This is a genomic window from Methylocaldum gracile (assembly GCF_053646815.1).
Map to the genome: position 1 here is coordinate 1,815,748 of NZ_CM132196.1, position 16,707 is coordinate 1,832,454.

General features: G+C 54.8%; 19 protein-coding genes and 1 tRNA gene. 10 read left to right on the top strand and 10 right to left on the bottom strand.

What is annotated here, in order from left to right; all coding sequences use genetic code 11:
* Positions 1 to 246 precede the first annotated feature (246 nt).
* From ACWJJK_RS07930 to ACWJJK_RS07940, 3 genes are all read left to right on the top strand, one after another.
* Positions 247 to 513: a CopG family ribbon-helix-helix protein gene (locus ACWJJK_RS07930; RefSeq protein WP_077732361.1), complete on the top strand. Its 267-nt coding sequence runs from the start codon at positions 247 to 249 to the stop codon at positions 511 to 513.
* Positions 510 to 800 (top strand): type II toxin-antitoxin system RelE/ParE family toxin, encoded by a 291-nt coding sequence (locus tag ACWJJK_RS07935; protein ID WP_077732360.1) that lies wholly within the window; start codon positions 510 to 512, stop codon positions 798 to 800. The genes ACWJJK_RS07930 and ACWJJK_RS07935 overlap by 4 nt, the downstream gene beginning before the upstream one ends.
* Positions 801 to 970: 170 nt before the next feature.
* Positions 971 to 1,468 carry a hypothetical protein gene (locus tag ACWJJK_RS07940; RefSeq protein WP_434113237.1) on the top strand — a complete coding sequence of 166 codons (498 nt, stop codon included), beginning with the start codon at positions 971 to 973 and terminating at the stop codon, positions 1,466 to 1,468.
* 205 nt (positions 1,469 to 1,673) lie between these two features.
* On the opposite strand, the gene ACWJJK_RS07945 is transcribed toward ACWJJK_RS07940, so the two are convergent.
* Positions 1,674 to 1,940, bottom strand: a complete 267-nt coding sequence (locus ACWJJK_RS07945) for a DNA-binding protein (protein ID WP_156881989.1) — start codon at positions 1,938 to 1,940, stop codon at positions 1,674 to 1,676.
* Positions 1,941 to 2,045: 105 nt separating this feature from the next.
* Between ACWJJK_RS07945 and ACWJJK_RS07950 the strand changes: the two genes are divergently transcribed.
* From ACWJJK_RS07950 to ACWJJK_RS07960, 3 genes are read left to right on the top strand one after another with little or no spacing between them, the layout of a single operon-like run.
* Entirely contained in the window at positions 2,046 to 2,273 is a 228-nt protein-coding gene (locus tag ACWJJK_RS07950) for a hypothetical protein (RefSeq protein ID WP_156881988.1), read from the top strand.
* A gap of 21 nt (positions 2,274 to 2,294) precedes the next feature.
* Entirely contained in the window at positions 2,295 to 2,606 is a 312-nt protein-coding gene (locus tag ACWJJK_RS07955; RefSeq protein WP_156881987.1) for a hypothetical protein, read from the top strand.
* Positions 2,607 to 2,648: 42 nt separating this feature from the next.
* Positions 2,649 to 2,867, top strand: coding sequence for a tyrosine-type recombinase/integrase (locus tag ACWJJK_RS07960; protein ID WP_434113234.1), 219 nt, complete (start codon positions 2,649 to 2,651; stop codon positions 2,865 to 2,867).
* A 59-nt stretch (positions 2,868 to 2,926) separates the two neighbouring features.
* Here the strand turns inward: ACWJJK_RS07960 and ACWJJK_RS07965 are convergent.
* Positions 2,927 to 3,003, bottom strand: a tRNA-Met gene (locus ACWJJK_RS07965).
* An 83-nt stretch (positions 3,004 to 3,086) separates the two neighbouring features.
* Between ACWJJK_RS07965 and ACWJJK_RS07970 the strand changes: the two genes are divergently transcribed.
* Positions 3,087 to 3,575 (top strand): YqaA family protein, encoded by a 489-nt coding sequence (locus ACWJJK_RS07970; protein WP_348529962.1) that lies wholly within the window; start codon positions 3,087 to 3,089, stop codon positions 3,573 to 3,575.
* 1 nt (position 3,576) lies between these two features.
* On the opposite strand, the gene ACWJJK_RS07975 is transcribed toward ACWJJK_RS07970, so the two are convergent.
* A complete protein-coding gene (locus ACWJJK_RS07975) occupies positions 3,577 to 5,481 on the bottom strand; it encodes a cytochrome c peroxidase (protein ID WP_434113231.1) in 1,905 nt (634 codons plus the stop codon).
* 185 nt (positions 5,482 to 5,666) lie between these two features.
* Between ACWJJK_RS07975 and ACWJJK_RS07980 the strand changes: the two genes are divergently transcribed.
* Positions 5,667 to 8,132: a glycogen/starch/alpha-glucan phosphorylase gene (locus ACWJJK_RS07980; RefSeq protein WP_086134396.1), complete on the top strand. Its 2,466-nt coding sequence runs from the start codon at positions 5,667 to 5,669 to the stop codon at positions 8,130 to 8,132.
* Positions 8,133 to 8,213: 81 nt separating this feature from the next.
* Here ACWJJK_RS07980 and ACWJJK_RS07985 read toward each other — a convergent pair whose 3' ends face one another.
* From ACWJJK_RS07985 to ACWJJK_RS08000, 4 genes are all read right to left on the bottom strand, one after another.
* The gene (locus tag ACWJJK_RS07985) at positions 8,214 to 8,684 is read right to left on the bottom strand and encodes a hypothetical protein (RefSeq protein ID WP_077730423.1); all 471 of its coding nucleotides are present in this window, start codon (positions 8,682 to 8,684) and stop codon (positions 8,214 to 8,216) included.
* A gap of 245 nt (positions 8,685 to 8,929) precedes the next feature.
* Positions 8,930 to 9,802: a carbon-nitrogen hydrolase family protein gene (locus ACWJJK_RS07990; protein ID WP_156880056.1), complete on the bottom strand. Its 873-nt coding sequence runs from the start codon at positions 9,800 to 9,802 to the stop codon at positions 8,930 to 8,932.
* A gap of 247 nt (positions 9,803 to 10,049) precedes the next feature.
* Entirely contained in the window at positions 10,050 to 10,655 is a 606-nt protein-coding gene (locus ACWJJK_RS07995; protein ID WP_156880055.1) for a GNAT family N-acetyltransferase, read from the bottom strand.
* Positions 10,656 to 10,659: 4 nt separating this feature from the next.
* Positions 10,660 to 11,070: a ketosteroid isomerase-related protein gene (locus ACWJJK_RS08000; protein WP_077730426.1), complete on the bottom strand. Its 411-nt coding sequence runs from the start codon at positions 11,068 to 11,070 to the stop codon at positions 10,660 to 10,662.
* A gap of 324 nt (positions 11,071 to 11,394) precedes the next feature.
* Between ACWJJK_RS08000 and ACWJJK_RS08005 the strand changes: the two genes are divergently transcribed.
* Together ACWJJK_RS08005 and ACWJJK_RS08010 are read left to right on the top strand one after the other, a co-directional pair.
* Positions 11,395 to 12,171: an oxygen-binding di-iron domain-containing protein gene (locus tag ACWJJK_RS08005; protein WP_077730427.1), complete on the top strand. Its 777-nt coding sequence runs from the start codon at positions 11,395 to 11,397 to the stop codon at positions 12,169 to 12,171.
* Positions 12,168 to 14,342 carry an EAL domain-containing protein gene (locus tag ACWJJK_RS08010; protein WP_434113228.1) on the top strand — a complete coding sequence of 725 codons (2,175 nt, stop codon included), beginning with the start codon at positions 12,168 to 12,170 and terminating at the stop codon, positions 14,340 to 14,342. Before ACWJJK_RS08005 ends, ACWJJK_RS08010 begins: the two co-directional genes overlap by 4 nt.
* A gap of 33 nt (positions 14,343 to 14,375) precedes the next feature.
* Here the strand turns inward: ACWJJK_RS08010 and xseA are convergent, their stop codons facing one another.
* From xseA to ACWJJK_RS08025, 3 genes are read right to left on the bottom strand one after another with little or no spacing between them, the layout of a single operon-like run.
* Positions 14,376 to 15,740, bottom strand: coding sequence for an exodeoxyribonuclease VII large subunit (gene xseA / locus ACWJJK_RS08015; RefSeq protein WP_077730428.1), 1,365 nt, complete (start codon positions 15,738 to 15,740; stop codon positions 14,376 to 14,378).
* Between the two features lie 36 nt (positions 15,741 to 15,776).
* The gene (locus ACWJJK_RS08020; RefSeq protein ID WP_240502519.1) at positions 15,777 to 16,151 is read right to left on the bottom strand and encodes an RNA-binding S4 domain-containing protein; all 375 of its coding nucleotides are present in this window, start codon (positions 16,149 to 16,151) and stop codon (positions 15,777 to 15,779) included.
* 53 nt (positions 16,152 to 16,204) lie between these two features.
* On the bottom strand, positions 16,205 to 16,579 hold the full coding sequence (locus tag ACWJJK_RS08025) for a rhodanese-like domain-containing protein (protein WP_077730430.1): 375 nt from the start codon (positions 16,577 to 16,579) through the stop codon (positions 16,205 to 16,207).
* Positions 16,580 to 16,707 lie beyond the last annotated feature (128 nt).

Here is a 16,707-nt window from a genome sequence, read left to right on the forward strand (position 1 = left end):
AGTTCTTCGGCGCAATGGTCTTCGTCACGGTATTCTTGATGCTCGGCTGGCTGTTGATCCAAATGGTCCGCGATTACCTGGCCAGCACATAAACTGAAACCGACACTTGCCACCAGTATTTCACGCCAAAATGTCGCCCAATGCCCCTCTTCACACGCGGACGAGTCTACCCTTGAATTAGAGTGGTCCCCGTGGAATGATTACCTATGAACCACGTTGAACCATTCCGATAGGGGAGGGTGAATTATGACGACCGAAGCCTTTACTGTGCGCACTGACGGCGAGACCGTTAAACGCCTTGACCAACTCGCAGCACAGCTCGACCGCTCGCGCAATTACCTGGTGAACCAGGCGATCCAGGAATATCTGGAGCTGCATGCTTGGCAGATCCAAAAGATTGAGGCCGGCATTGCCGCCGCCGATCGCGGCGATGTGATCCCGCATGAGGAGGTGATGTCCGAAATGGACGCCTTGATTGAAGAAAAAATCAGAGCGTTCGAAGACCGTTCGTGAAAATCGTCTGGACCGGCCCCGCCCGCCAAGACTTGCGGGACATTTACCTTTATATCGCCCAAGATAACCCCTACGCAGCGCGTAAGCTTCAGAATGAAATCCGGCAACGCGTTGCGCTTCTGCAAGATAATCCCGGACTCGGCCGACGGGGCCGAGTCACTGGGACGCGGGAACTTGTCATGGGAGATTCCCCTTACATTCTGCCTTACCGTGTGCGTCAGGACTGCATCGAAATTCTGGCTGTTTATCACGGCGCCCGGAAATGGCCGGAGGAGTTTCCAGAATAAACCCAATGAAGCCGAGGCATGGCGCTATGTAAAAACTTGCCAGAAGAATATAGGAGGGCTTCCAACGGAATTGGAATTAGCTATAAAGAAATAAGCGTAACCAGGATCTTCAGTAAGTCTCCTCAGTAGGGGGCCTACCAATCCAAGAAGAATAATTACAGGAACTGTAAATGAGTAATGGGGAAAAACTTAGCTCTGCCGCCTACCAACATTCTCAACAAAGCATCCAACGACCTGATGTCGGGGTCGAAGCACAATTCCCGAATAAGAAAGCACCGAAAACCTACCGCTACGATTCCAGCCTCGCTCCGGAGCTCTGCTGGGATGAGAACGCCGAGCGCCCTTTTGCCGAGTGGCTGCTCAACCTCGTGGCCGAAGCGGCAGAAAAGGGGGAAAGCGATGTCTTTGCGCAGCCGCAGTTGTGGGAGGGAACACAGGAGAAATTCTCGTCGCTATCGCAATGTGCGGCCCGGCTCAAGAGCCTCACCAAGCCCTTTCTGAACTGGGCAGGAAAGGCCGAACGGCAACAGATTTCAGTGCCGTGCCCCTATTCGTGCATGAGCGGCATTCTACCCAAGCCATTTTGGAAACCCTTAAAAGCCATAAGGCCAGTGGGACCAACCTGGACCTGTTCGGGGATGCCAAACTGGACTTCTGTACGGCGTTAGTGACGCGCGCCGCCAATTCTTCTACCGCTTTATCGTTCATAGCTCTCTCGTCAAGTGATGGCTAACTCTACTGATAGTCAAAAATCGCGGAATTTAAAGTAAGAAAAAGCGGAAAGTTTTGCCAGTATTCGCTTACATAAGGCCGGAGAAAAAATTTAGTCTTGGCTGGCTAACCTGATCCCTCTTATCAGCGCTCTTCCGGCGATTATCCAGCCCCTTTTAGATTTCTTCTGGTCTCCTCGATCTCCGGACTGATGTGTCCGGCTTCCGGCTGCATGAGGCCGATCACGAGCCAATAAGCATACTGCGGCCAAAGGTTTCCTACGGCTTCTATCTCTGGTGCGCCAGCGCGTACGTGTTGCCGCTTGATGTTGCTCCATCGCATGCGATCTATGCCCGTTTTCCGTTCAAGTTCCGTTGGGGTGAACTCGGCATGATCTATAAGCGCTTTTAATCGTTCTTGCAGATCCATATAAGAAAGTTAAATGATGCCATTAAGGCAGTTGCCATAATGACAACATCTCAGAAATCAATACTACGCATTGCAGCCACAAAGCGACAGTTGAAGAGGAAGCGTATGGAAGACGAACGTCTGGGTCAAGTCACCCCCTCGGTGCCGCCCCTGCAAATCCCGATCGCCTACATCACGAGGCAACGCTATGCCGAGCTCTCCGGCGTCCCCATCGGCATCGTCGACGCCTGGGTGGACCGGGGCCATATCCCATCCGAGGTCATCGGCAAACACAGCTTGGTCAACGTCGCTTTGATGTGGGCGCAAGCCTTCCAGGCCGACAGCTTCTTGTAATCGATTCGGGGAGAGAACGCCATGACGAAACCCGCCAGCAAAAAAGCCGTCGGCCAAACCGTCACCGTCAAAGTTAGCGCCATCCGGGAACTCTGCGACTACGCCCTCGGGTTCTACGAACGCCAACGGCAAAGGGGCGGCGATCTCAAACTCGCCGCCTACCAGGACGCCATGGGCCACCTCCAGGCCCTGCAAAAACTCTTCATCGCCGACACCGCAATCGTCGCGCGGGTCAACGGCTCCATCGAGCGCTTGAACCACCTCTCCATCCGTTGGTCGATCATCCGGGGTCGTTCAATGCATTGGGCGAGGTCTATCGAAAGCGCAGCCTGAGGGTGTACGAGTTCGGACGTTATCTCCGACCGAGACAGCGGTATGGTCAAGTGTCATCGGTCTTTCGTCGAGAGATCGGAAATTGAACTTCCCGAAGGGCAGATGTCTCACGTTCTCCGCCATACCGTCGCCAGCCAACTCATGATGAATGGTGGTAACATCCTGGCGCTTAAGCGAATCCTCGGCCACGCCAATCTAACCATGACCATGCGCATCTTGCGCCGGATCTTCTGCGGGAAGCGTTCGAATTTGATCCTTTGACGGGGATGACACCGAAAATAAAAAGGCTTAGGCGAAACGCCTAAGCCTTTTTGAATTTGTGGTAGCTACGGGCGGACTTGAACCGCCGACACCCGCATTATGAATGCGGTGCTCTAACCAACTGAGCTACGTAGCCATAAATTAGAGTTGAAATAGTACTTTTTTCACGTCGCTTCTGTCAATATTCGCGATTGGCCATGTCACGGTATTTTGAATTTTTTGGCCGCGAAAAAAGCAAGTTGGCGTTTATACAGAATATTTCTTAAACAATCGGCAATGGAAGTTTTGACAGGCACATTTGCTCTTTGGAGTCTTTTCGGCAGCGCGTTTGTATCCGCTACTTTGGCGCCGGGCGGTTCGGAGGCGGTGCTTGCCTATCTTGTCAGCCAGACCGAGCTTTCGCCGGAAGTGTTGCTGTTGACGGCCACGTCCGGTAATACGTTAGGGGCTGTCACAACTTGGGTGTTGGGATTTTTCACTGCGATCAAGTATCCGGCCGAGCGCCTTGCAAAGTCGCGCCAGGAAAAGGCGGTAGCCTCGGTGCGAAGATGGGGTCTTCCGATCTTATTGTTTTCGTGGCTGCCCGTCGTCGGGGACGGATTCTGTTTCGCGGCCGGCTGGTTGCGTCTGCCGTTTTGGCGGTCGGTCCTGGCTATGGCGATAGGCAAGGCTTTGCGTTATGCCGCTGTCGTTTATGCATTTGTTTGAGTCATCGTTGCGCTTGCTTGTCCAGAGGATCGCCGACCGGCGCGGCGAAGGCATCGGAAACGATGGCCGGTACGTTACTGCCCGTTAGTGATTGCAGAAATGCGACAAGAGCCTTGATTTCCGTCGGATCGAGGTTCAAGGGCTTAATCAGCGGATCGAGATTTTCGTTGGGAACGCCGCCTCGATTGTAGAACTCGAGAACTTCCTCTAGCGTGGAAAGAGAGCCGTCGTGCATGTACGGCGCGGTCAACGCGATGTTGCGTAAGGCAGGCGTTCGGTATTTCCAACGGTCTTTAGGGTCTTGGGTGATTTCGTAAAAGCCGAGATCGTTTGGTTTGGGCTCGCTGACGGCGGCGAGGATGTCGGCGTCGATTTCGAGGGTAACTCCCGGTGCCGCTTGGATTTTCTGCTTTGGCTTATCGTTGGCCATGGCGGCACGGAAGCCGATGCCGGTATTGTGCATCTGCTGATCGGCGAACAAGGCGTGATCCTTGGCGATCGTGTGGCACTGGGAGCAACCGGCCTTGCCGGTGAACAGTTCGAACCCGAGACGCGCTTCGGCAGGCAGCACGTCTTTTTTCTTTCCGAAATACCAGCGGTCGAAAGGCGAATCGGCCGAGTTCAAGGTTCTTTCATAGCTAGCTAAAGCCATGCCTATGGTTTCCATCGAAGGGCCGCGCTTGAAGGCCTTTTCGAAAAGGCCGGCGTAATCGGGGAGGCCCTGAATTTTATCGACCACGTAACCGACCGAAGGAGCCCCCATTTCGTTGTTGGCCAACAGAGGCCCCCAGACTTGCTGTTCCAAGCGGCTCTCGCGTCCGTCATGGAACAGACGTTTAAGATAAGCCACGTTATAAATCGTCGGCGAGTTGCGGCGTACCGTGCGCCCTTCGATGCCGACGGCAGTCGCCTGCTCGTTGCTGCTGAAGCCTTGCTCCGGAATGTGGCACATGGCGCACGAGAAGGTGTTGTTCAAGGATAGACGACGATCGAAGAACAGTTTTCGGCCCAGTTCGACCTTGGCCGGGGTCATCGGATTGTCCCTCGGCGTTGGAACCGGGGGCAGGCCCAGGGGAGGGCGCTTGGCGTATTCGACCAGGTTGGTTCGCTGGCCGGAGCGCTCCGCGAGAGCGATGGACCGGGTGGCGAAATCGGCTGCCTCATAACCCGTCTTATTGTCGCCGCCGCCGAGAAAAGCGACACGGCCGGCGGGTGGTTGCTGCGTCGCGACCGTCGATTTTTCGGCCAGGAGTGTTTTTACATCGTTCACTAGCGTGTCGGGATGCAGAAAAGAGACTGTGTAGATATTGCGTATTTGCTTTTCCCGATCGATTAGGAAGACTCGGAGAACATGGGAGAATGTGCCGAGGAATTTCCCATCGGCGTCGTAATCTTTTTGGATGGATTGACCGTAGGCGGTCAGAATCGGCTGAATCTCTTGCTCCGAGCGGGTTGTCAGAAAGCGCCAGTCCGCATCTTTGGCGAAAGCTTTTCCGTAGTGAGCCATGACTTCCGGGGTGTCATGCTGGGGGTTGAAACTCAAGGTGATCAGACGCAAGTGCTTGAAGATTTCCGGCTCTTGTTCGAGACGGCGCTGAATCTTGTGAAAGACGGCGGTCGCGAGAGGACAGCCGTTGACATCGCTACAAGTGGAATAGATGAAGCTTAGAAGGACCAGTTTGTCGCCGTACAAGCCATGCAAATCCAGCTCGTTCCCGGTACTGTCCAAGACCTGTCCATTGGACGCTTCACCCAGCGCGGGCAAGACATAGGTGCCGGGCGCGGGTAATTCGAAGGCCAGCGGCTTGTAGCCCGGTGCCAAGGGTTTTTCCGGCTGGGCGGCGTATGCCGGGTCGAGCGAAGTGAACAGGCAATAGATGATAGGCGCCACATAGCGGATATTCATGAGACGTAACCGGAGTGCTGAATGATCGTAAACTAAAGAGGGGCTAAACCGTTCTTATTTTTATGTGGACGCACTTTGCGAGCACGTCTTAGACCGCTCGCGGTCAAAAAATTCGTCGGGCCGGTCGTGCACCGGTCCAAACCGATTGGATAGGATAACATTCGAGCTCAAGGAGCCTACGGGCGATGACGGTATCTCAAGATCTATACGAACTCTTAAATCCCAAAGACATTCCTTCGCTAAAGCGCGCTCTGGTCAACCGCCTGATTTACTCCATCGGCAAGGACCCGGTGGAGACGCAGGAACGGGATTGGTTTTTCGCGTTAGCGTATGTCGTACGGGATCTTCTCACTCTGCGCTGGATGGAGTCCATGCGCCGGTACTATTTGCAGGATGCGAAGCGGGTTTATTACCTGTCGATGGAGTTTCTGATCGGCCGGGCCCTAGGGAACAGCTTGCTCAATATCGGATGTTATGACGAATTCAAGCAGGTCTTGGAAGATGTCGGGCTAAGCCTGGAGGAACTAGCCGAGACCGAGGAAGAAGCCGCCTTGGGCAACGGCGGATTGGGGCGTCTTGCGGCATGTTACCTCGATTCCCTCGCCACGCTCCAGCTTCCGGGATTCGGCTACGGGATACGTTACGACTACGGGATGTTTTCGCAGCGCATAGAGGACGGCTATCAAATCGAGCATCCGGAAAACTGGCTGCGTTACGGCAATCCCTGGGAGTTCCCCCGTCCCGACGTTCTTTACCGCGTGCAGTTTCGCGGGCATGTCGTGGAATATCGGGATGTCGACGGGCTGGTGCGATATCGATGGACCGATACGGAAGACGTGATGGCCATGGCCTACGACATACCCGTTCCGGGCTATGGCGGCGAAACCGTCAATAACCTGCGCCTTTGGGCGGCGAAGGCTTCCCGTGACTTCGAGTTGAAATATTTCAACGAAGGCAATTACATCAAGGCGGTCGAAGAAAAAACCCAGTCTGAAAACCTGTCCAAGGTGCTGTATCCGGACGATACCACGCAAATGGGGCGGGAGCTGCGGCTCAAGCAGGAATATTTTTTTGTCAGCGCATCGCTGCAGGACATTCTGAAAAGCTTTTCAACCGATCACCGCGATTTTTCCGAATTGCCCCGGGAAGTGGCCATTCAACTCAACGACACCCACCCATCGGTCGCGATTCCCGAATTGATGCGTATCTTGGTGGATGAGCATCGCGTTCCCTGGGACGACGCTTGGGACATTACCGTTCGGACCTTTTCCTATACCAACCACACGCTGCTGCCCGAAGCCTTGGAAGTCTGGTCGGTGCGTTTGTTCGAGGAGCTGCTTCCGCGCCATCTGCAAATCATTTACGAGATCAATCATCGCTTTCTTAAGGAGGTCAGTGAGCGGTTTCCGGGCGATACCGGACTGCTCCGTCGGGTTTCGATCATAGATGAAGATCGGGGAAGACGACTCCGGATGGCCCATCTTGCCATCATCGGCAGCCACAAAGTCAATGGCGTGGCCGCGTTGCACACCCAGTTGATGAAAACCACGATATTCCGGGATTTCGAGACAATTTTTCCTGACCGGTTCGTGAACATCACCAACGGTATCACGCCGCGGCGTTGGCTGAATCAGGCCAATCGAGGTCTCGCCGCGCTGATCACGGAATCCATCGGCCCCCACTGGGTGACCGATCTGGAGCGGCTACGAGAACTTGCGCCTTTGGCGGACGATGCCGAATTTCGCGCGCGGTTTCGAGCGGTCAAATCGGCCAATAAGGCGCATTTGGCGGCGCTCATCGATGAACGCCTGAATATTCGGATCGATCCGACAAGCCTGTTCGACGTACAAATCAAACGCATGCACGAATACAAGCGCCAACTGCTCAATGTTCTGCATGTCATCACTCGGTATAACCGATTGCGTTTCGGGTCCGCGGGCGACGCCGTGCCGCGCACGGTCATTTTCGGCGGCAAGGCTGCGCCGGGTTACCACGCGGCCAAGCTGGTCATAAAGTTGATCAACGATGTGGCGAAAGTGATCGCCCAGGACCCGGCGATGGATGGCCTTTTGACAGTGGTTTTCGTCCCCGACTACAACGTGTCTCGCGCAATGGAAATCATGCCGGCGGTAGAGCTGTCCGAGCAGATTTCGACGGCCGGAATGGAAGCGTCGGGCACCGGCAATATGAAGATGGCGGTTAACGGCGCGATCACCATCGGCACTTTGGACGGAGCGAATATCGAGATTCGGGAGCGGGTGGGCGAGGACAATATTTTCATTTTCGGGCATACCGCCGAGCAGCTCGGCGAACTGCGCCGAAGCGGCTATAACCCTTGGAACTATTACCACGCCAACAAGGAGCTGAAGCTCGCGCTCGAGATGATTTCGACGGGGTATTTCTCGGCGGACGAGCCCGATCGGTTCAAGCCCTTAGTCGACTCTTTGCTTCGAGAGGGAGATAGGTTCGCGTTGTTAGCGGACTATGAGTCGTATATCGCTTGCCAGGAGGAAGTCGATCGCTTGTATCGCGATCCCGAGATGTGGACGCGAAAAGCGATTTTGAACGTCGCTTTTTCCGGTTGGTTTTCGAGCGATCGCGCCATCGAGGAATATGCGGAGCGAATCTGGGACATACCCACCCGCCGGTAAGTCTAGAACAGCGAAGGTGCCCGCCGCCGGCAGATCGCCGTCGGCCATTCGGCGAACCGGCCGGTTCTAGGATAGGGGCGATCAGGCTGTAGTCAGACCTTCCTCGTCGGACGCTTCGGTGTGCGAAGCGTCGTGGACGCCTTCGTGCCGTCCTTCGAATGCCTTCCTGGCCGCTTCGGCGCCATCGCGTACGCCTTCTTCCATTGCACTGTGCGCGGGAAGCAGGTTGGCGACCATCAATGAGCCGAAAACCACGCCATAGCTCAAGTAATAGAAACCCGAATACACGCCTTTGTGAATCATGCCGCCGACCTCCGGAATGAGTTCGGCAAAAGCCGAACGTGCGTGTTCTGCGCCTTCCTTGATGGCTTCCCCGAAGCCTTCTCGGGCGCCTTCTGCCGGTTCGGTAACCTTTTCTGAAATATATTCCGGGCGCTCGCCCACGGAACCGGTAGTGGGCTCTGCAGCGGCTTTCTTAACGCTTTCGGAAGCCGGCTTTTTCTTGGTCTCCGCAGTATCCTCGGCGTGCTTTGAGGGTTGCTTCTTTGCCATAGTCGTTCTCCATCTCGAACGAAGAAGAAGGAATGTGAGAGATTCCGGTCGGAATGCCAGTGGGACGATTATATCGCCATAGCGCAGTTACCGGGATGTGTTCATCAAAGACCAGAATTCCGACGATTAGTTCGACCAGTTTGCCACAAGGGCGGGGGTGAGTCGGAAGTCTTGGGATTACGGAGACTCGCAAGACCTTTCGACGGAGCAAGCGCCGGATGAGCGGTGCTTGCTCCCGATCTTTATCAGACGTAGCGAAACTGGCCTGGCCAATCGCGGTAATTGAACACCTGTCCGGTTTGCCGGATGTGGGCTATCGAAGCGAGATCGATTTCGGCGTAAACCCACTGCGCTTGATTGAGCTCGCCAATGGCGAGTATTCCGTTGTCCGGATAGCCGTAATCCACCGGCGTGTAGACCGCGGCGGCGCCGATATTGACGTCCACCGCTTCCGACCACGGCGCCTGACCCACCGTGGGCGATTGCACGACATAGCATTGGTTCTCCAGAGCGCGTGCCTGGCAGCCGATGCGGACGCGGTGATAGCCCGCCAGTGTGTCGGTACAGCTCGGCACCAGAATCAAATCGGCACCGGCCTCAACCTGCTTGCGAGCGATCATCGGGAACTCGCTGTCGTAGCAAATATTGATGCCGATCCGTCCGAATTCGGTATCCAGCGTCTTGATTTCCTCTCCGCCGGTAATCAGCCAGTGTTCGTTTTCGAACCGGGTCATCTGAAGCTTGTCCTGATGATCGGTCGTTCCGTCCGGCCGGAACAGAAACGACCGATTCCGATAGCTGCCGTCCTCCATTCGGACGGGAAAGGAACCGGCCACGACATAGACGCCGTGTTGTTCGGCCATGTCGGAAAACAGCATCACGAAATCCGGCAGCAGAGTCTGCATTTCGCTCAGTTGTTTGGACAGCGATTTGTAAACTTCTTCCGGGAAAAGGGACGCGAGCTCCATGCTGAAGTACTCCGGGAACAGCAGCATCTTGGCGCCGTTATCCGCGGCGTCGGCGACCCAGCGGGCGATTTTGGCGGAATAATCGTCCCAGCTTTTGAGAAAGCCGATGTTGTATTGCGCGGCAGCCAAACGAAACGGTCGAGATGACATCAGGTGTTTTCCTTTAACCTAGAAACGGCGGTTGGACGTGCCCGAGTGTGCGGCGGGCGGGACGGATGGCAAGGCGCGACGATGCGGCGGGGTAGTCTCCCGCAAAGAGGAGCAACGCCGCCAGGTGGCCCGCCCGCCGTGCAGTCGGGTGCGTAGCGGCGTCACCCAAACGGTCAGGCAGAAAAAAGCTAGGACGATTAGAAGTCATCGGACTTTCCCGGTTCATCGAAGCGGTCAACTGCTGTTTCTAGGTTAATGGCTTGAGCCAGAAGACCATGGGTTTGGGCGATTCGATTTCCTCATCCAGGTCTTTCCACGTGTACGTCGTCGCCAATTCCGGATGATTGGTATAGCCGAATTTGCTCCAGATCCGGTCGAGCGGGACGTAATCCGCGGGGCGACGCGGATGATTTTCGGGGCGCTGCACGCAGCAGAAGCAGCTCCAGTCGAATCGGCCAAGAGACCGGGCGTGGCCTTCCCGTTCCTCGAAGAACTTGGGATAAATGCCTTTACCGCGGTAGTCCTTCAGCAATACCGATTCCCCGCAATAAAAAATTTTCTTCGGGTCGTAACCGTGTTCCACGAAGGGCTTCCGAAACTCTTCGGTTTCGTGTTCCATCGGAATTCCGGTCGTCGCGCCCACCACTTTATCGCCGTCCAGCACCAGCACGATCACACTTTCCGGCGACCGCGTATAGGTCTGGAGGTATTTCTCCTCGTACTCGTAGCTTCCGTCGTAGAGATATGGAAAATCCCGGAATACTTCGATTCGCAGTCGCGCCAGATCAGGCAAAAACGGCTGCAATTCCGGGTCTTGGCCGGTAAAGCGCTTGATGCTGATCGAGTCGGTCATAGCCTTAGCCCTTTTCGACTTGGGCGATCCAGTCCTGCAAGTTGTAGTAATTGGTGATGCGCGCCACCTTGCCGTCGCGGATGTCGAAGAACGCGCCGGCCGGAAGACGATATTTCTGGCCTTTGGCGGGCGGCAAGCCTTCGTCGGTCACCAGATATTCGCCGAGAACCACGAATTCCGCAGCGGCCCGTTTGCCGTCGTCGCTGGTCATGATGACCATGTCGACCAACTGTTCCTTGTAGTTCCGATTCATCCGGTTCATGAACTCGCGAAATGCCTCTTTGCCGATTTCCCGCTGTCCTTGGTTGATGTCATGGATAACATCATCGGTAAGCAGGCTTAGAAACGTATCCATGTCTCCGGCGTTGAAAGCAGTGTAGTACTTTTCGATCAGTGCTTGGCTCTCTTTGTTCATGGCAAATTCCGCTAAAGGTTGATGTCGTTCCGGATCGCATCCGGGATATATAGGAAAAAATGTAAACTCGCTAGTTTAATCGATCTTGACTGGAATATCGATGAGGCGAATCGATTGTTTGTAGTCGCTTATTGCGTTTGTAAGAAAAGGCTTACAGAAAAATTTTCATTTAAATGATACGGTTTTTCTGCCCTTCAGCCAGGTATCGTCGTGGATTAGCGTACGATTCGGAAATGTGCTCTAAAATAGTGCTCCAGGGAAGCGAGTCACGTGATACTAAACGGACATCCACAACGGAATAATAACAATAACAAGAGGTTAGCCGTGCGAAACGTTACGTTGTTCAAAACGCCGGAGCATCGGTTCATTTTGCTAAACGAGAGCGAACCGGGCGAAGAAGAAGGTATCCGTTCCAATCAGTATCTGGTTCTCCATGATGGATATGGAGTCTTGCTCGATCCAGGTGGTTTTGGGGTTATGCCTGGGGCGCTCACCGAATTGCTTCAATATCTTGAGCCTCGGGATTTACGCGCCATCATTTTGTCGCACCAGGATCCCGACATCGTGGGTGGACTTTCTACTTGGTTAGAGCTCACCGCGGCCCCGGTATATGCTCCTCGCATCTGGCTCCGCTTTCTTCCGCACTACGGCATCAGGGATTTGAGCCGCTTCGTTCCAGTACCGGATGAAGGTATGTCATGTGCTTTTTCGCCGGGCTTTGAGTTGAAATTATTGCCGGCACATTTCTTACATTCCGAAGGCCAGCTCAATGTTTATGATCCGATCGCCAAAATCCTATTCACCGGCGATATAGGAGCGGCGATGCTTCCAGAACATTTGGCATACGAGTTCGTTGATGATTTCGCGAGTCATCTCCCTTATATCGAAGGATTTCACCGCCGCTACATGTGTTCGAACCGAGCTGCCAGGTGCTGGGTAGATACGATTTCAGGCCTGGAAATCGAAATGTTGGCTCCCCAGCATGGGCCGATTTACCGGGGCAACGCTGTAAGGGATTTTATCGGCTGGTTTTCGAATTTGCAGTGCGGGATCGATCTCATGGAAAAAGGAGGACGCTTTCCTAAGGACACGCAATTATGAATTTGATGGCCAAAACCATCCCCGATTCTCTCGACCCTCAGCGTGGAATGCCATCGCAGCTCAATAAGCTGCGCAAACAGGTGATGGAGCAGTTATCCTCGCTGCTCGAAAGTCAAACCCGGACGCAGATGTTCGGCGCCACGATTCGAGCCATGATAGAACGCGTCCACGCTAGCGTCATTGCCGATCTGGAAAGCGATACCCCGAGATCTAAAATCATATTGCAGCACTGCAGTAAATTGGATCGCAGCTTGAATCTGCTGGCGGACGAAAGACAGCGGCAATGGCATCGAAACGGAAAGTACATACAGGAAGTTTTGAGGGAGTTCAGTCAGACCATGGATCTTTTGGCTTCGACGCTGGTGGAGAAAGAATTGTTCGAGCGCCAGAGCCAAGTGTTGGAGCAAATCATTTTTTCCCATGAGCGTGTGACGCATTGGGATGAGTTCGTTCAGGAAATTCTTGTCGGTTTCCGCAATATCTTTCCTTTTGATTTCTTTTTCATCGCCTTTCTCGAAGATCACGGCTTATCGCTGTTTTTCTATTACTTCGGCTCGTATTCCGATCAAATCAAATGTTCGGTCAAGGAGCGACTAATCGGGGAAGCGATCGAAAAGCTCAAGCTGCCTCCGGATGCGGCGGTCGAGATCGAAGAATATCAGGTTGGCGGTGACGCAAATATCATTGATCTAGACGATATCAGAACCCTTGCCGTGATGATGCCTGAATATGCGCCTCAGCTCGCGGGATTGCTCGGGGTGGTTTACTCCTCAGCAACGCCGCCGGATGCGCAGGAACTCAGCATGATCCGTTCTTTGCTGTCGGTAATGGTTATGGTGGTTGGTTCAAGCAAGTCGCTGGGGCACACATTGGATGAGCTGGAATACTATTCCGAGCACGATCCGCTCACCGGACTTTGCAACCGGCGACGGTTTACCGAAATGTTGGATTACGAAATCGAGCGCTCTGCGCGGCACGGGCATGAGTTTTCGATCTTGTTGCTCGATCTGGATAATTTCAAGGACATTAATGATTCGTACGGCCATCCCGCTGGCGACAAAACGCTGGTTCAAATCGGTGAATGCCTGCACGGTTATTTACGCAAGGGCGACATTGCTTTCCGCATTGGCGGGGACGAGTTTGCTGTGATTCTGCCCGAGACGCCGCCATCGGGTGCGCTGAGTGTGGCCGAGTCGCTGCGGGAGCGGCTGCGCGGAATGCGACTCGAGGCACCGGACGGACGCCAGTTCTATATCACCACTTCGATTGGTCTGGTCAGTTATCCGAAGAACGGGAAGGATGCCGTCGACTTGATTGCCGGCGTGGACATGGCCCTCTATCACGCCAAGGGAATGGGCAAGGACGAAGTATCGACGCTTGAATCGGCGGACGAATCGGTAAAGCTGAGCCGTCACAGCCGGATCTATGCAGAAGAGCTTCGGCAAGCCCTGAGCGAACACCGCATCATTCCTTATTATCAACCGATCGTTGATTGCCGAAAGGGGACATTGTTCGCTTACGAAGCGGTTGCGCGCCTCATCAAACCCGGACGAGAAGTCGTGTCGGCCGGGGTATTTATAAAGACAGTTGAAAAATACGGATTGGCTCGGGAATTGGATAGGTCCATTCTGACGGATGCGTTTTCCGCCGCGAGCGCGTTAGTCGAAGCGGACGACCCCTTGCCTCGCTTGTTCATCAATTTATCGGCTCAAGAAATGCGAGAACGTGGAATTCTCGGGTTTGCGGAGGGGCTATGCGATCGCCTCGGTTTTCCGCCGAGTCGTGTCGTCTTCGAAGTCATGGAGCGGGAAGCGATCGGCGACATGGCTCATATGCGTAAGTTTCTGGCCAAGTTGCGGCGTATCGGCTTTTCCTTCGCCCTGGATGATTTCGGGAGCGGTTACAACTCTTTCCATTACCTGCGGGAATTGCACTTCGAGTATGTCAAGATCGACGGCGAGTTCGTGCGCAACATCTTGAATTCCCGCATCGACCGGGCGTTGGTGGGCAATCTCAGTCGTCTTTGCCGCGATCTCGGCATTAAAACCATTGCAGAGTTTGTCGAATCCGAAAACACCTTGGCGGTTCTTCAAGACATGGGAATCGATTACGTCCAAGGCTTCCATATCGGAATGCCGCTGCCTGATTTTGTACCGAAGCCTGGCGTATAAAGGTGATAGGTTCCTCCTGATCGCCGCCATTTTTCAGGATTTTCGCGCCTCCTCGATTCGGCTGATCAGGATGCCGTCCGCAAGCCGGGTCTCCATGCTTTCACCCGGCTGGATATCGCGATAAGAGCGCAGAATTTCTCCCGTGTCCTGTTTGTAGGCGACAGCATAACCGCGTGTCAGCGTCGCCAAAGGGCTCACCGCGTGGAGGTGCTCCGCGAGGCCGGAGACATGCTGATCCTGCTTTTCGAGAGCCCGCTGAATCGCGAGACAAAGGCGTTGGTAAATCTGACATCGTCTTTCTTCGAGCATCTGTAGGCGCTGTTGGGGCCGGTGTCTGGACAAAGCAGCGAATTGTGTCCGCAGTCGCACGTCCAGATTGGACAGCGAATTTCTCGTTACTCGCTTGAGTTGGAGGTCCAAACGATCCAATCGCTGGCTTTGGGTTTGGAGGCGTTTGCTGGGATGTTCTTGCTGCAAGCGTTTGCCGAGAACGCGCAGTGTATTTCGATCGCGTTCGAGCACCGCTTTCATGCGGAGGCAAAGCTGCTGCTCGATCCGTTCGAATCGGGCCAGCAAGGCGGCGCAATCGGGCGTTACCGCCTCCGCGGCTGCCGACGGTGTCGGCGCGCGCAGATCCGCGACGAAATCGGCAATCGTGGTATCTATCTCATGCCCGATCCCCGTAGCCACCGGCGTCTTGCATTCGAAAATCGCGCGGGCCACGATTTCTTCGTTGAACGCCCATAAGTCTTCCAGAGATCCGCCGCCGCGGGCCAATATCAGGACATCGCACATCTGTAGCCGATCCGCCGCGGCGAGGGCCTTCACGACTTCGAATTTAGCTTCGGCGCCCTGTACCTTAACCGGGAAAATGATTACGGGGACCGAGGGGTAGCGGCGCCGGAGCACGGTAAGAACATCATGGACGGCTGCCCCCGTCGGCGAAGTAATGACGCCTACGCATTGCGGCAGACTCGGGATCGGCTTTTTGTGCTGGGCATCAAATAGTCCTTCGGCCGCCAAACGCTGCTTTAAAGCCTCAAACGCGCGCAACAGCAGGCCGTCGCCGGTTTCTTCCATGTATTCGACGATCAATTGGAAATCGCCGCGCGGTTCGTAGAGGCTGACTTGAGCCTTGATCAGCACGTGATCGCCGTTCTCCGGCTTGAAGTCGAGGGATCGGCTCTGTGCACGGAACATGGCGCAGCGTATCTGAGCCTCGGTATCTTTCAGGCTGAAATAAATATGCCCGGAAGAGGGGGTCGAGAGATTGGAAATTTCACCCTCGATCCAGATGCTGCCGAAGCAGTCGTTGAGCAGAAAACGGGTTTCCCGGTTCAGTCGCGAGACGGTGTATACGACCTCCGGCCGAGGAGCGGGTTTAGACGACATGGTCATCGTGGTTGAAAGGCGATTCAGAAAATCTACGCGCTACTATTCCGGGCCGCGCTTGAATCGGTGGATCTGGCGCCGCTCCTTCTTGTTCGGCCTGGTTTCCGGTTGGAGGGAAAGCGACCGTTCATCGCGTCGCCTGTCGACTTCAGCCTGCCGGCGCGTGATGCTTTCCGGAGTCTCTTCGTAAAGCAGCACTGCTTCGGCGGCTGGACGACGCTGGGACGATAAAGCTTGAACCGTAATATCCCAAATGTATTGATCCTTGCTGATTCTAAGCTTTGCGCCGACGCCGATTTCCTTTCCGGGCTTCGCCCGTTGTCCGTTTAGATGCACTTTGCCCCCGTTGATGGCATCTATGGCCAGCTGGCGGGTTTTGAAAAACCGGGCTGCCCACAGCCACTTGTCGAGGCGCATTCGCCCTTCAGAGGCCGAGCGATCGTCTCCATTACGACTAGACGCCATAAGCTTCAAGAAGCGGGAGGCGTTTCCACCGCTTGGCCGGATTCCTGCCAAAGTTTAAAGCCGCCCGCGAGGCTGACGGCGTTTACGTAGCCCAGCTTTTTGAGTGCCTCGGTCGCCAGAGCCGAACGGCCGCCGGTCTGGCAGTAGACGAGGATGTCGGCGTCACGCCGATTTTGAAACGTCGGGTGGCTGTCGATCTTGAACTCCAGTACGCCGCGCGGAATGTTTACCGCGCCAGGCAAGGCGCCTAGCGTGAATTCCGCCGGTTCCCGGACATCCAGAACCAGTGCTTTGCCGATTAGGGCTTTAGCTTCTTCAGGATTGACTTCTCTAATGTGTCGCTTCGCTTCGGCGACCAAGTCCATCGGAGTTAAAGGCATCGGAATTCTCCTCTCTTTATCGTGTCTCTTTATGGTACGCCCGCGGTTATTAATTGGGTATAGGCAATCGGTGCCCGCGTATGATAACGGGAGTTCCACATTTAGTTGTTTGTGTGGTAACATGCGTC